Below are 12,454 nucleotides of genomic sequence, written 5' to 3'. Positions count from 1 at the left end.
CTAATTACTTATACACTTCTAAATACAGTATATCATCTCAATGATGTAAAAGTATTATAAGTATATTACAAATGTAGGGGGTACGACAAATGCGAGCAAATTATAAAACTGTACAGCTTTATGGCGAAAGTGAATTCGTGGTGCAAAAATCCCGTTTCCTTTCATTTGTTAAGCGAGCAGAGACCGAACAAGAGGCAATTGACTTTATTCAGGAAATAAAAAAAGATCATCATACAGCAACACATAATTGTTCCGCTTATATTATCGGAGAACATGATCAGATCCAAAAAGCGAACGATGACGGGGAACCTTCAGGAACTGCCGGTGTTCCTATGTTGGAAGTATTAAAAAAACAACAATTAAAAGATACCGTCATCGTCGTAACTCGTTACTTCGGCGGCATTAAACTAGGTGGCGGTGGACTGATCCGCGCCTACGGTAAAGCCGCTTCTGAAGGAGTAGCCGCTACAGGTATTGTCGAAAGAAGATTACATGTTTTGACAAAGGTAATGATTGATTATACATGGTTAGGAAAAGTGGAAAACGAAATACGCCAATCCATCTATCCTTTACAAGAGATTACCTATGAACAGGACGTTGAACTGTTTTTATTTGTTCCTGTAGAAGAACAATCTGTTTTTCATGAATGGATTATGGAACTGACGAATGGTCAAGCTGTCGTCACTGAAGTGCAACATGAATTTCTAGAGTTTACCATCTGATATAACTATACGTCTGTTTAAAAAACAGTTATACTAGATACAAGTGCAACTTTTTATTCATATATGAACTAGAGGTGGCATGATTACTTGCTCGTTGCAGCAAGCCACGGCTAGCTTTACTTGATTCGCCATTGGCGGCTTCTCGTGCCGTACACCTTGGAGGTATAAAATGAAAAGAGAAGAATATAAAAAGAAGAAAGGTTCTCAGTCAAAGACAAAACTCTTCTTAAAAATATCCGGATTCACATTTCTTATTGCAGCACTTGGCGTATCAGCTTATCTATATCAACTGTATAATCAGACAGCAGAAGTATTGGATCGGTCTTATGAACCTTTAGCGCAGAAAGAACCTGCAGAGCTACGCGTAGAGCCAGCGAAAGACAAAGTCTCCATTTTATTGATCGGTGTTGATGAAAGTGAAGCGCGTCACGAGGCAGAAGAGCATGGTCGATCAGATGCACTGATTCTAGCCACGTTAAATCCGAAGATGAAAAGTATTAAACTCGTCAGTATTCCTCGTGACTCTTATGTGTATATTCCTAAAGTAAATTATAAGGATAAAATTACACATGCCCATGCATTTGGCGGTACTGCCGCTTCCATTGATACAGTGGAAAATCTCTTTGATATTCCGATTAATTATTATATTAAGATGAATTTCAATGCCTTTATCGACGTGGTAGATGCACTCGGCGGAGTTGAAGTAGAAGTTCCATACGAACGTATCGAAAAGGATGAAAATGATAAAAATGCGATACATTTAATGCCTGGTCTTCAACGATTGGACGGACGTCATACACTCGCTTTGGCTAGGACGAGAAAATTGGACAGTGATATTGAGCGTGGAAAGCGTCAGCAAATGATCCTGCAAGCTATGATCAAAGAAGCTACTTCTATTACGTCCCTGACAAAGTATGGCGATGTGATCAATGCGCTTGGTGAAAATATGAAGACAGACATGACTTCGAAACAAATGCTTTCTTTCATTCAGTATGTAAAAACAGGCATGCCTAAAGTCGATACGCTAACACTTAGCGGGTATGATGATATGTCTACTGGTGTTTATTATTATAAATTGGATGAGCGTAATTTAGAGGAGACGCGGCAAATATTAAAGTCACACCTCGGGTTGATTCCAGATTCTTCTTCACTTACTGAATCGAACACGACTCAAATTACTGCTGAAGTGACGCAGGAATAAATAGTATGATTAACGAGCTCTTGTCTTTTAGGATGAGGGCTTGTTTTAATTGGTGTTGGGTGTTGGGTCGTGAATCGATTTAGTTTTGGGTTCTGGAGTTGGTGAGGGTTCAGTTTTCAGTAGCCGCTTCGGTTGACCCCACAGTTGCTTCTTCGCTAGTACGGACAGGTTATAAAGTGTGATGACCATATTAAGTAAAAAGATAGTTATCGACTACAGTGAACTACGATTTGTAACTGTCATTACCAAACGAAGGTGCCTACCGCCAGCGCCGCAGTGAATCCAGTGAACCGATCACCTTCAAAAAATCCACGTAACAAAATAAAAAAGCTCTTATCCGCAACAAACAGATAAGAGCTTTCTATAATTACTTTCCAATCATTCGTACTAAATTCAATAACGGTCGATAATTCGCGCCTGCGAGTCCGATTAACTCGACAAATAACTCGATGACGATGAGCATAACGAAAATCAGTAGCAATGCTCCCCATACTGTAGCTTGTGAGAAAAGAACTGCTGCTGCACCAAATAAAATCGCAATTCCGTATATAGTCAATACTGCTTGTCTATGTGAAAACCCTACTCGTAATAAACAATGATGTAAATGGGATTTATCTGCCGCTGTAATGGACTGCTTCATACGCACGCGTCTAACAATCGCAAAGAATGTGTCTGAAATAGGAACACCTAACATAATGATTGGTATAACCAATGACACGACCGCAACATTTTTGAAACCAAGTAGCGCGAGCACCGAAATCATGAATCCAAGGAATAATGATCCCGTATCCCCCATGAAGATTTTCGCCGGATGGAAGTTAAAGAATAAGAATCCGAGCGAACTAGCAGCTAATATTGATGCTGTCGCTGCAACGAAGACATCTCCCATAAGTGCCGCCATTACTGTAATAGCGATTAACGCAATCGTAGAAACGCCTGCCGCCAAACCATCCAAGCCATCAATTAAGTTAATAGCATTTGTAATACCGATAATCCAAATAATTGTAATTGGAATACTTAAGTAACCAAAATCTAATTGACCGATAAACGGTAAGTTAATAAATTCAATTTGTAAGCCGCCCCACAGGACAACTACTAACGCAGCTAAGAGCTGACCTGATAGTTTTGCTTTCGCTGTGATTTCTAACATATCATCCAAGAAACCAATTAACACGATAATGACTGCACCGATTAAAATTCCGACAGCGTGCTCATCTTTAGGTAATAAAATAGCGTACCCGATTATAAACGCGCCAAAAATAGCCAGTCCGCCAATTCTCGGCATAATTCTCGCATGTACTTTTCGATAATTGGGACGGTCAACCGCACCGATCCGATAAGCAAGCTTGATGACAAGCGGTGTTAGTATGATAGCAGCGATAAAAGCTACAGACATTGCGATGAATAACATGTCTTTCCTCCCCAATTAGCAATAAGCTCATATTGATTTCCATTATAACACGGTCGGTACTAGATTTCATCATTAAGTACACTCGCACTTAATATCCCCTAAAATTCCCCTCATAAACAATGGCAATTCTATGAACTTCTCCACATAATTTTATTAAATATGTAGAGAGTATGAATATATACGCTCCTTCTACTAGAAGCTTTATTCTATAGATAGTCTTTTGCGAGTCTTTTTGGTAAAATAGATAGGAATCTCTCATTGAGTTAGAGATTTAAAAAGGAGCGTCTAATTTATGTTGAATTTTTTTAAGCGTAGAACCGGGACTAGTGAGCGTCAACTACGTAAATATCGTAAAATCGTAGAGCAGATCAATGCACTAGAGCCTACATATATCGCCATGTCGGATGATGATTTATCAGGTATGACCGAGCAATTCAAAGAACAGCTGCAAAGTGGCTCAACCATTGAGAATATTTTACCGGATGCTTTCGCAGTTGTGCGTGAAGCTTCTAAACGTGTGCTTGGCATGCGCCATTTTGACGTGCAACTAATCGGTGGTGCCGTATTAACAGAAGGAAACATTTCGGAAATGCCAACAGGTGAAGGAAAAACACTTGTCGCTTCTCTTCCCTCTTATGTACGTGCACTTGAAGGTAAAGGTGTTCATGTCATCACTGTCAATGATTACTTGGCAAAGCGTGATTATGAACAAATAGGTCAAATTCACCGTTTCCTCGGCTTGACCGTCGGATTGAACGTACCAATGATGCAAGGCCCTGCAAAGCAAGCGGCCTATCAGTCAGATATTACTTATGGGGTAGGAACTGAATTTGGTTTTGATTATTTACGTGATAATATGGTGCAGCACCCATCTCAAAAAGTACAGCGACCTTATCATTTCGCCATTATAGATGAAGTAGACAGTGTGTTGATCGATGAAGCAAAAACACCTTTAATTGTTGCAGGTAAAATGCAAGCAGATGCCGATCTCCATCATATCGCTGCCCGCCTCGCAAAACGTTTTAAAAAGGGTGAAGACTTTGAATTTGATGATGCCACAAAAGCCACTTCTCTCACTGAACAAGGGATTGAAAAAGTAGAGAAAGCATTCGGAATCGACAATCTTTATGATTTAGATCACCAAACCCTTTACCATTATGTCATTCAAGCGGTGCGCGCATTCGTAATCTTCAAACGTGATGTGGATTATATTGTACGAGAAGATAAAATTGAACTTGTCGATATGTTCACAGGGCGAATTATGGAAGGTAGAACGCTCTCTGACGGTCTACATCAAGCGATCGAAGCTAAAGAAGGCGTGACTATTACGGATGAGAATAAAGCGCAGGCGCAAATTACTATCCAAAACTATTTCCGCATGTATCCAAAACTTTGTGGAATGACAGGTACTGCTAAAACGCAAGAAAAGGAATTCCGTGAAGTGTATAATATGGAAGTCATTCAAATCCCGACCAACCGACCACGTGCGCGGATCGATGCGCCCGATTTCGTCTTCAAGACTATTGAAGATAAATACAAAGCAGTCGCTAACGAAGTAGCTGCACGTCACGCCAATGGTCAGCCCGTTCTTGTAGGAACAACCTCTATCCTACAGTCCGAAGCGGTCGCTAAACATTTGCGGGAAAAAGGGCTCCACTTCCACTTGCTGAATGCGAAAAGCGTCGAGCAGGAAGTAGATCTAATTTCTCAAGCGGGTCAACCTGGACATATTACGGTAGCTACTAACATGGCAGGCCGCGGAACAGACATCGTACTTGGCGAAGGCGTGGAAGAAAACGGTGGATTATTCGTGCTAGGTACTGAAAAGCATGAAAGTCGTCGAGTGGACAATCAGTTGCGCGGTCGTTCAGGTCGTCAAGGTGACCATGGGGAGAGCCAGTTCTATCTTTCATTAGAAGATGAAATGTTTATCCGTTTTTCTCCGGAAGAACTAGAGAAGTTTTTAACAAAAGTTCGCACTGATGAAAATGGCAAAGTATTGAATCCAGAAGTCCATGAATTGACAGAACGGACGCAACGAATAGTGGAAGGTGCACACTTCTCTATGCGGGAATATAACTTGAAGCTCGATGATGTGATTAATGATCAGCGCGAAGTTATTTATTCGTTACGCAACCGCGTGCTAGAAGGTAAAGATATTTTCGAAAAGTTAAAGACCATGCTTTCTGAAACAGTTGAATTCGTTGTACTCGATAGTTGTCCAGACAATGAAATTCCGGAAAACTGGGATTTTGAACGAATTGAACGGACGATGAACGCATTATTACTAACACCTGTCGAGTTGCCAAACTCATTGGATCGGACAGCAGATATTATGAAACAATATGACGAAGGTTTAGAAGAGTTGTTTGCTTTTATTAATACATTCACTGATAATGAACAAGTGAGTCAACTACTTCCACAAGTCATGCTTAGCTACTTAGACACCATGTGGGTAAAACATTTAGAAGTCATGACGCGTCTAAAAGAAGGTATCGGATTACGTTCGTACGGACAAGAAGACCCGATGCGTATTTACCAGCGAGAAGGTTTGCAACTGTTCGCTAAACACTATCAACGTCTGCGCCGCGATATCGCATCTGAAATTATCGCATTCATGAAGCAATTAAATACACAACTACAGGAGGAGGTTTCCCAATGAAACTCTTCAATCGATTCAAAAAGACAGAAAAAACCGGATTAGATAGTACGGTGGGTTCAGAGGAAATTTTAGAAACTACACAAGGTATCGCTGGTGATGAGGATGTCGAAACGGCCTTATCACTTCACCCTGAATGGAATTTGACACAAGAGCAAGAGTACGTGTTCCGTTTCCTTGCCAATGAAATTGAACCACTAAAACCGAACCAGATTTCATTATCAGGTATCGATATTGACATGGAACCTGCAAATGGCGACTGGTTGGTCAAAGCCTTTTTCCGCTCTTCACTTGACCAGGCCATCACAGTAGGACCTATTGAACTATTGCTCTTAGACGAAGAAGGCAATACTGTAGCTTCTGCCGAGTTCGATTTAAATGAATTAGGTGAAATTCCAGGTCGCAGCGCACGTCCATGGGTGTTTGTTTTCAAAAAGGAAGATCAACTCGCGCCTGAAATTCCAGCTGAAAACTGGAAATTGGCATTCAACGTTCATTCTATGAGACCACACCAATTGGAACTCGCTCCATCATGGGAAGAGCAACTGCCTAGCGAACAAAAAGAAGCTCTAGCAGAAATCGTGAGCGGTCTGCCGAAATTAAAACCACGCGAAGTCAATATCGCAGGTTTCCAAATCAACACACAAGAAGATGGCAATATCACAGCATCTGTTTTCGTGCGTAATGGTCACTCTAAGCAGATCAATATTGAGAAACTTCCACTTGAACTTCTCGATAATACAGGTGATATCGTTGCACGGGGAACATTTGATTTAAATCCCCCACTGTCAGTAAAAGCTAATAGTACTACCCCTTGGACATTCATTTATCCAAAGGAATTAATTTTAAAAGAGCAGCCTGACTTCTCCCGTTGGACTATCCGTGTTCCACAGGATTCAACAAATTAAATCGCATCCGCCACGATTGTTATCGTGGCGGTTTTTTGTGGTGTTGTTTTATGAATGTGATGACTGCGGGCTATGAGCGGGAGTACACTTTCTATGAGCGGGAACGCGGAAGCTATGAGCGGGAGTACACTTTCTATGAGCGCAAACGAGGAGGCTATGAGCGCGAACACGCTTTCTATGAGCGCAAACGCGGAGGCTATGAGCGGGAACACACTTTCTATGAGCGCAAACGCGGATACTATGAGCGGGAACACGCTTTCTATGAGCGCAAACGCGGAGGCTATGAGCGGGAACACACTTTCTATGAGCGCAAACGCGGAAGCTATGTAAGCGTCAAAAGAAGGACACATTCCTCTCTTCCTCTTTTAATGAGAAACTATGACTAGCTTATTGGAAAGGAAGTAGAGAAATGAATGAACCAACCCTTCAGCCCTTGGCTGAGCACAGTAAAACCGATTTGGAATGGACAGAAATCATCGAAGAGTGGCGACGAAGTGGAGAAAATATGGCCGAGTGGGTCAGAAGACAAAGCGATTTCTCCTATGATCAATTCGCAAAAGCACGGAGGCGGCTCTCTCCGGAGGATACACGCAAAGGAGAATTTTTGGAATCCAAAACCACTTGGTCATCTGTTGCGGTCGCCCTTCCTTCTTCCACAGTAGATCTTCATTATCGGGACTACAAATTAGTGATCAGCAGCGGCTTCGACCGCGAACTGGTACAAGAGTTACTGGAGGTGTTGGCTGATGCGAATTAATCTGGAAGGTATTCAGGGGATTTATCTGGCACATGGCGCAACGGATATGCGGCTGTCCATTGATGGTCTGTCTGCGAAGGTGCAGGAAACCTTTCAGGCAAATCCGTGTTCCTCCAATTTATTTATCTTTTGTAACCGGGATCGCGACCGTTTAAAAATCCTGCACTGGGACTACAATGGCTTCTGGTTGTACTACCGGCGACTGGAAACTGGCCGCTTTCACTGGCCTGACGGCCAAGAAGAAGAAACCACGTCTATCAGCCCGCGCCAGCTTCAATGGATGCTCGATGGATTGACTATTGAAGAAGGAAAAGTCTTCCCCCGTATACTGGGAAACAAAATCGTATAAATCACAAAGTTTTTTTAAAAAGCAGAAGGACTTTGTCAGCTTTTGGCGAATTTTACTTTTATGAAAACTAATCAGAAGATCTCATCCCATACAACTGAACAGAATGACCGTGTAACTGTGTTGGAACAAGAAGTCGCGAGATTGTCCGCTTTGGTGTCTTGGTACGAGGAGCAGTTTCGTTTGAAAAAAAGTAAGGAATTTGGACGCTCCAGCGAAAAGGCACCGAAAGGCCAGATGGAGATGGAATTGTTTAATGAAGCAGAAGCACTGCTAGATGCTTCTGCTGAACCATCTTCAGAACCTGAAGAGGTGATTTCGGGATCTTCACCTGCGAAAAAAACTCCACGGGAAACACGCACGACTTTCTCTGCCGATCTGCCGGTGGAGAGTGTGACATACAGCTTGCCCCCAGAGGAGCAGGCTTGTTTAGATTGCGGTCACCCAATGCATGTCATGAAAAAAGAAGTTCGCCGCGAACTCGTGGTTATCCCAGCACAAGTGAAAGTCGTCGAACACGAACGGGAAGTCTATGCCTGCAGGCATTGCGATCAAGAAGGCATCCAGACACCGATTGTTCAGGCACCAATGCCCAATCCGGTATTGCCAAAAAGTATGGCCTCGCCCTCGATCCTGTCATTTTTGATTACTCAAAAATACTTGTTCGGCATGCCGCTCTATCGGTTAGAGGAAGTTTTTCGACAGGCAGGCGCGCCGCTTTCAAGGCAGACCCTCTCCAATTGGTTAATGAATGTGTCCGATCGGTGGTTTGAACCGCTCTATGAGAATATGCGACAGCGTATTTTGTCAGCCGACTACCTTCATGCAGACGAAACCAGTGTGCAGGTCTTGCGTGAAAAAGGACGCAGTCCCTCTACCACTTCCTATATGTGGCTGTACCGTACCGGGAAGTTTGATGTCCCTTGCGTGGTGTATGACTACCAGCCTGGTCGGGGATCGGAATACCCGAAACAATTTCTGGAAGGCTATGCTGGTACGCTTCATGTAGATGGTTATAAGGCTTACGAAAGCCTGCAAAGTGTACGGCTATCAGGCTGTTGGGCACATTTGCGCCGAAAATTTGATGAAGCCCTGCGCGCCATTCCGAAAAAATCGAAGAGGCGGCGTACGCTGACAGAGGAAGCAGTCAACCAAATCGGCAAGATTTATGGAGCGGAATCAGAAATAAAGGAGCTTACTCCTTCCGAACGGCTTGAGGTACGCAAGAAAAAAATTGAGCCCCTAGTGGAGGCTTTTTTCGCCTGGGTAAAAACTGTCCGAATAGATGTACTGCCGAAAAGCAAGCTTGGTGAGGCGCTAACATATGCCGTCAATCAGGAAAAGAAATTGAGGCAGCCATTTCTAGATGGTTATCTGGAGATAGATAATAACCGTGCCGAACGAAGCATCAAGCCGTTTGTGATCGGCCGAAAGAACTGGCTCTTCTCGGTCACACCTAGAGGCGCAACAGCGAGCGCAAGAATGTACAGCCTGATCGTAACTGCGAAAGAAAATCAGCTGCATGTCCCTCACTATTTAACGTATCTTCTTGAAAAGCTGCCTAACTTAGATCTGGCAGATGACGAACAGTTGGAACAACTGATGCCTTGGTCTTCGACTTTGCCTGAACAGTGTTATCAAGGTAAAGAAGGAATATAAATCAACATATATACTTATCTAGTATAAAGAGAACCACATCTCATTTGAAGGTGTGGTTCTTTTGACGCTTACGAAGCTATGAGCGGGAACGCGGAAGCTATGAGCGGGAGTACACTTTCTATGAGCGCAAACGAGGAGGCTATGAGCGCGAACACACTTTCTATGAGCGCAAACGCGGAAGCTATGAGCGCGAACACACTTTCTATGAGCGCAAACGAGGATACTATGAGCGCGAACACGGAGGCTATGAGCGGGAACGCACTTTCTATGAGCGCAAACGCGGAGGCTATGAGCGGGAACAAACACTCTATGAACTCCCCCTTTATTATCCAATAAAAAAGCATTACAGACTGTCAGTTTACCTGACAATCCACAATGCTTTTTATACTTCATATTCTATTCGACTCTTAAACTCCTGCTACTCGCTTTGCTCCAATATAACGCTTTGACCAGTAGTAAGGATCGTTCAAGCGGTCTACACGCACACCTTTCGTAGTTGAAGCGTGCGCAAACTTACCGTTACCTATGTATATCCCAACATGTGAAACTCCACGACCTGTAGTATTGAAGAATACGAGATCCCCTGAACGTAAATTAGACTTATTCACTGCACGACCCGACGCATACATAGCTCGGGAAGAACGCGCGACTTTCAAACCATTTTGTTTAAATACGTAGCCTACATAACCCGAACAATCAAAGCCCGCTCTCGTGGTTCCGCCATAGCGATATTTAATCCCCGTTAGACTTGTGGCGGTTTTAGAAATGCTTGCAGATTTGCTCGAAGCCTCTGCTTGTCCTGTAAATGGTGCTACAAATAATAAAACAGACATAGCTAATACTGAAATAGTTTTCTTTACTAGATTCATGATATCCTCCAATTTTCTTACGATGTAAGTATTTTGTAAGACTTTCTATAACTACTTTAGCATTGTTAAATTATCTGTTGCATTACAGTTATGTAACAAATGGGTGACAAGAATAGATGTTTTATTACAAGTTATTATCCTTTTTATGACAAAAAACAAGCGACGAGTAAATCATCGCTTGTTTCAAATACAATCTATTAATCGATTTGTAAATCAGTAATCACAAGTACGTCATTATGAAGTAATAACTTTGTGATCGGCCACTCCGCTGTGACTTCTCCAGCTTTTAATTTTTCCATCGCGGCACGCTTCTTTTCGCCAAACGCCACCATGATTAATTTACCTGCCTTATTAATAGAAGAGATCCCCATCGTCAATGCAATGTTTGGAATCTTTTCATCATTTTCGAAGTACTGACTGTTGACGTCTAATGTAGAATCCGTAAGTGTCGCTACATGTGTGACAGAATCAAAAGATGTTCCAGGTTCATTGAAGGCGATATGACCATTCTCCCCTACCCCTAGTAACTGAATGTCTAATGGATGAGCATTTAACTGTTGCTCATACTCCTCGCACTCTTTATCCAAATCTTCTGCCATCCCATTCGGAATATGGGTTTCTTTGAAAGGTTTCTTGCTGAATAAGTGTTGTTTCATAAAATAGGCATAGCTATTCGGATTATCGGCACCTATGCCTACATATTCATCCAAATTGAATGCTGTGACTTCTGAAAAGTCCAGATTTGAATGAATCCATTCTTGATATACCGGGATCATTGTGCTGCCTGTCGCTAGCCCCAGGACGTGCAATCTATTGTTTTGCAACTCTTCCTCAATTACCTTATATACTTCTTTCGCGCCCTCTTCAGGACTTGTAACTGTGATCCACTTTACGTTTTCCATTTCCTACACCGGCTTTCTTAGGTTTTACCTTACTATATTGTAATTTCAAAAATACATATGGTCAAGATTTGAATCATTTATTCGCGTCTACCTTCTTCAATAGTCTCGGAGGAATAATAAAGTGTTGTGCAACTAACCGTCTACTTTAATCTCTTTAACATATTAGTCCGTTTTACCTTGTACACATGCATAAAAAACAACTTTTGTGTATGTCAATCACATGTAAAGTGGTTGAACATATTGTGAACACTTTACGCAATAGTTAATTCATAGGGATTTCCCCTACTTTTTTATTTCGTTCTGCAGATTATTATAAACGTAAGACTTATTTCAACGAGGAGGTGGCCGTATTGAGCAAGAAAGTGAACTCTTCTACAAAGCAAACGAAAGAAGACGTAAATTTAAAAGGCACATTCATCATGGTAATGATTTTGGGTGTCATCATTCTTGTCTTTTGGTTCGGCATTTACGGTTTATTCTTGTCTAGATAATCATACGCAGTGAAGGAGGAAAAAATATGCATCTGCATAAATACGAAAAAATTTGGATTGCATTCGGCTTAGGGTCTTTAGTTCTATTCTTATTAATTATCGGCTTTGCGGCATTTTGGAAAGGCACGCATCCACAAAGTCACATCGAAACAATTGATCCGCAAAACGTGGAAGCTCACGAATCATTCCAGCCTGAAAATCTTGGGCTGACAGAAGTAGCCGATGGAAAGTATGTCGTTAATATGGTCGCTTCTGCGTTTAACTACGACTTTGGTAAAGAACAAGACGGAACCGCTACTAAGACGATTCGCATTCCTAAAGGTTCCACTGTCCTTTTTCAAATTACAAGTAAAGACGTTGTTCATGGATTCCAAGTAGCCGGGACGAATGTCAATATGATGGTTGAACCTGGACATATAAGTCGCTACGAAACTGTAATGAAGAATACTGGTGAATTTACGGTAGTCTGTAATGAATATTGCGGTATCGGTCATCACTTAATGTTCGGTACAGTGGAGGTGTATTAACC

At 42.1% G+C, this 12,454-nt stretch carries 14 protein-coding genes; 9 read left to right on the top strand and 5 right to left on the bottom strand.

The genetic code is table 11. From position 1 onward, the window contains the following. Positions 1–89 precede the first annotated feature (89 nt). Positions 90–722: a YigZ family protein gene (locus tag DV702_RS00895; RefSeq protein WP_114923011.1), complete on the top strand. Its 633-nt coding sequence runs from the start codon at positions 90–92 to the stop codon at positions 720–722. A 169-nt stretch (positions 723–891) separates the two neighbouring features. Next, entirely contained in the window at positions 892–1,923 is a 1,032-nt protein-coding gene (locus DV702_RS00890) for an LCP family protein (protein ID WP_114923010.1), read from the top strand. Between the two features lie 367 nt (positions 1,924–2,290). Here the strand turns inward: DV702_RS00890 and DV702_RS00885 are convergent, their stop codons facing one another. Beyond that, positions 2,291–3,334 (bottom strand): glycosyltransferase family 4 protein, encoded by a 1,044-nt coding sequence (locus tag DV702_RS00885; RefSeq protein WP_114923009.1) that lies wholly within the window; start codon positions 3,332–3,334, stop codon positions 2,291–2,293. Positions 3,335–3,626: 292 nt separating this feature from the next. On the opposite strand from DV702_RS00885, the gene secA2 reads away from it, so the two are divergent. Together secA2 and DV702_RS00875 are read left to right on the top strand one after the other, a co-directional pair. After that, a complete protein-coding gene (gene secA2 / locus DV702_RS00880) occupies positions 3,627–5,996 on the top strand; it encodes an accessory Sec system translocase SecA2 (protein ID WP_114923008.1) in 2,370 nt (789 codons plus the stop codon). Continuing rightward, positions 5,993–6,901 carry an accessory Sec system S-layer assembly protein gene (locus DV702_RS00875; RefSeq protein ID WP_114923007.1) on the top strand — a complete coding sequence of 303 codons (909 nt, stop codon included), beginning with the start codon at positions 5,993–5,995 and terminating at the stop codon, positions 6,899–6,901. The genes secA2 and DV702_RS00875 overlap by 4 nt, the downstream gene beginning before the upstream one ends. On the opposite strand, the gene DV702_RS00870 is transcribed toward DV702_RS00875, so the two are convergent. Beyond that, entirely contained in the window at positions 6,898–7,251 is a 354-nt protein-coding gene (locus DV702_RS00870) for a hypothetical protein (protein WP_114923006.1), read from the bottom strand. The genes DV702_RS00875 and DV702_RS00870 overlap by 4 nt on opposite strands. A gap of 59 nt (positions 7,252–7,310) precedes the next feature. Between DV702_RS00870 and DV702_RS00865 the strand changes: the two genes are divergently transcribed. From DV702_RS00865 to DV702_RS00855, 3 genes are read left to right on the top strand one after another with little or no spacing between them, the layout of a single operon-like run. Then, positions 7,311–7,658 (top strand): IS66 family insertion sequence element accessory protein TnpA, encoded by a 348-nt coding sequence (locus DV702_RS00865; protein WP_114923005.1) that lies wholly within the window; start codon positions 7,311–7,313, stop codon positions 7,656–7,658. Further along, positions 7,648–8,007, top strand: a complete 360-nt coding sequence (gene tnpB, locus DV702_RS00860; RefSeq protein ID WP_114922868.1) for an IS66 family insertion sequence element accessory protein TnpB — start codon at positions 7,648–7,650, stop codon at positions 8,005–8,007. The genes DV702_RS00865 and tnpB overlap by 11 nt, the downstream gene beginning before the upstream one ends. Positions 8,008–8,067: 60 nt before the next feature. After that, entirely contained in the window at positions 8,068–9,663 is a 1,596-nt protein-coding gene (locus tag DV702_RS00855) for an IS66 family transposase (RefSeq protein WP_114925495.1), read from the top strand. A gap of 68 nt (positions 9,664–9,731) precedes the next feature. Here DV702_RS00855 and DV702_RS16740 read toward each other — a convergent pair whose 3' ends face one another. The 3 genes from DV702_RS16740 to DV702_RS00840 form a co-directional block, all read right to left on the bottom strand. Then, positions 9,732–9,965, bottom strand: coding sequence for a hypothetical protein (locus DV702_RS16740; protein WP_162805681.1), 234 nt, complete (start codon positions 9,963–9,965; stop codon positions 9,732–9,734). Positions 9,966–10,070: 105 nt separating this feature from the next. Then, the gene (locus tag DV702_RS00845) at positions 10,071–10,532 is read right to left on the bottom strand and encodes a C40 family peptidase (RefSeq protein ID WP_114923003.1); all 462 of its coding nucleotides are present in this window, start codon (positions 10,530–10,532) and stop codon (positions 10,071–10,073) included. Positions 10,533–10,729: 197 nt separating this feature from the next. Continuing rightward, positions 10,730–11,434, bottom strand: coding sequence for a glucosamine-6-phosphate deaminase (locus tag DV702_RS00840; RefSeq protein WP_114923002.1), 705 nt, complete (start codon positions 11,432–11,434; stop codon positions 10,730–10,732). Positions 11,435–11,784: 350 nt separating this feature from the next. On the opposite strand from DV702_RS00840, the gene DV702_RS00835 reads away from it, so the two are divergent. Together DV702_RS00835 and DV702_RS00830 are read left to right on the top strand one after the other, a co-directional pair. Further along, on the top strand, positions 11,785–11,925 hold the full coding sequence (locus DV702_RS00835; RefSeq protein WP_240315659.1) for a cytochrome c oxidase subunit 2A: 141 nt from the start codon (positions 11,785–11,787) through the stop codon (positions 11,923–11,925). Between the two features lie 26 nt (positions 11,926–11,951). Next, positions 11,952–12,452: a cytochrome c oxidase subunit II gene (locus DV702_RS00830; RefSeq protein ID WP_114923000.1), complete on the top strand. Its 501-nt coding sequence runs from the start codon at positions 11,952–11,954 to the stop codon at positions 12,450–12,452. Positions 12,453–12,454 lie beyond the last annotated feature (2 nt).

The sequence above is a fragment of the Sporosarcina sp. PTS2304 genome (assembly GCF_003351785.1).
Lineage (GTDB): Bacteria > Bacillota > Bacilli > Bacillales_A > Planococcaceae > Sporosarcina.
Note: the sequence above shows the minus strand (reverse complement) of the source record. Positions and strands in the feature narration are given on the sequence as shown.

What these genes read in the sequence shown, in the direction of transcription:
- DV702_RS00845 (WP_114923003.1), bottom strand. Translation starts at nt 10,532, where the DNA reads ATGAATCTAGTAAAGAAAACTATTTCAGTATTAGCTATGTCTGTTTTA.
- DV702_RS00890 (WP_114923010.1), top strand. Translation starts at nt 892, where the DNA reads ATGAAAAGAGAAGAATATAAAAAGAAGAAAGGTTCTCAGTCAAAGACA.
- DV702_RS00895 (WP_114923011.1), top strand. Translation starts at nt 90, where the DNA reads ATGCGAGCAAATTATAAAACTGTACAGCTTTATGGCGAAAGTGAATTC.
- DV702_RS00875 (WP_114923007.1), top strand. Translation starts at nt 5,993, where the DNA reads ATGAAACTCTTCAATCGATTCAAAAAGACAGAAAAAACCGGATTAGAT.
- DV702_RS00865 (WP_114923005.1), top strand. Translation starts at nt 7,311, where the DNA reads ATGAATGAACCAACCCTTCAGCCCTTGGCTGAGCACAGTAAAACCGAT.
- tnpB (WP_114922868.1), top strand. Translation starts at nt 7,648, where the DNA reads ATGCGAATTAATCTGGAAGGTATTCAGGGGATTTATCTGGCACATGGC.
- DV702_RS00870 (WP_114923006.1), bottom strand. Translation starts at nt 7,251, where the DNA reads ATGTGTCCTTCTTTTGACGCTTACATAGCTTCCGCGTTTGCGCTCATA.
- DV702_RS00830 (WP_114923000.1), top strand. Translation starts at nt 11,952, where the DNA reads ATGCATCTGCATAAATACGAAAAAATTTGGATTGCATTCGGCTTAGGG.
- DV702_RS00855 (WP_114925495.1), top strand. Translation starts at nt 8,068, where the DNA reads ATGAAAACTAATCAGAAGATCTCATCCCATACAACTGAACAGAATGAC.
- DV702_RS00840 (WP_114923002.1), bottom strand. Translation starts at nt 11,434, where the DNA reads ATGGAAAACGTAAAGTGGATCACAGTTACAAGTCCTGAAGAGGGCGCG.
- DV702_RS00885 (WP_114923009.1), bottom strand. Translation starts at nt 3,334, where the DNA reads ATGTTATTCATCGCAATGTCTGTAGCTTTTATCGCTGCTATCATACTA.
- secA2 (WP_114923008.1), top strand. Translation starts at nt 3,627, where the DNA reads ATGTTGAATTTTTTTAAGCGTAGAACCGGGACTAGTGAGCGTCAACTA.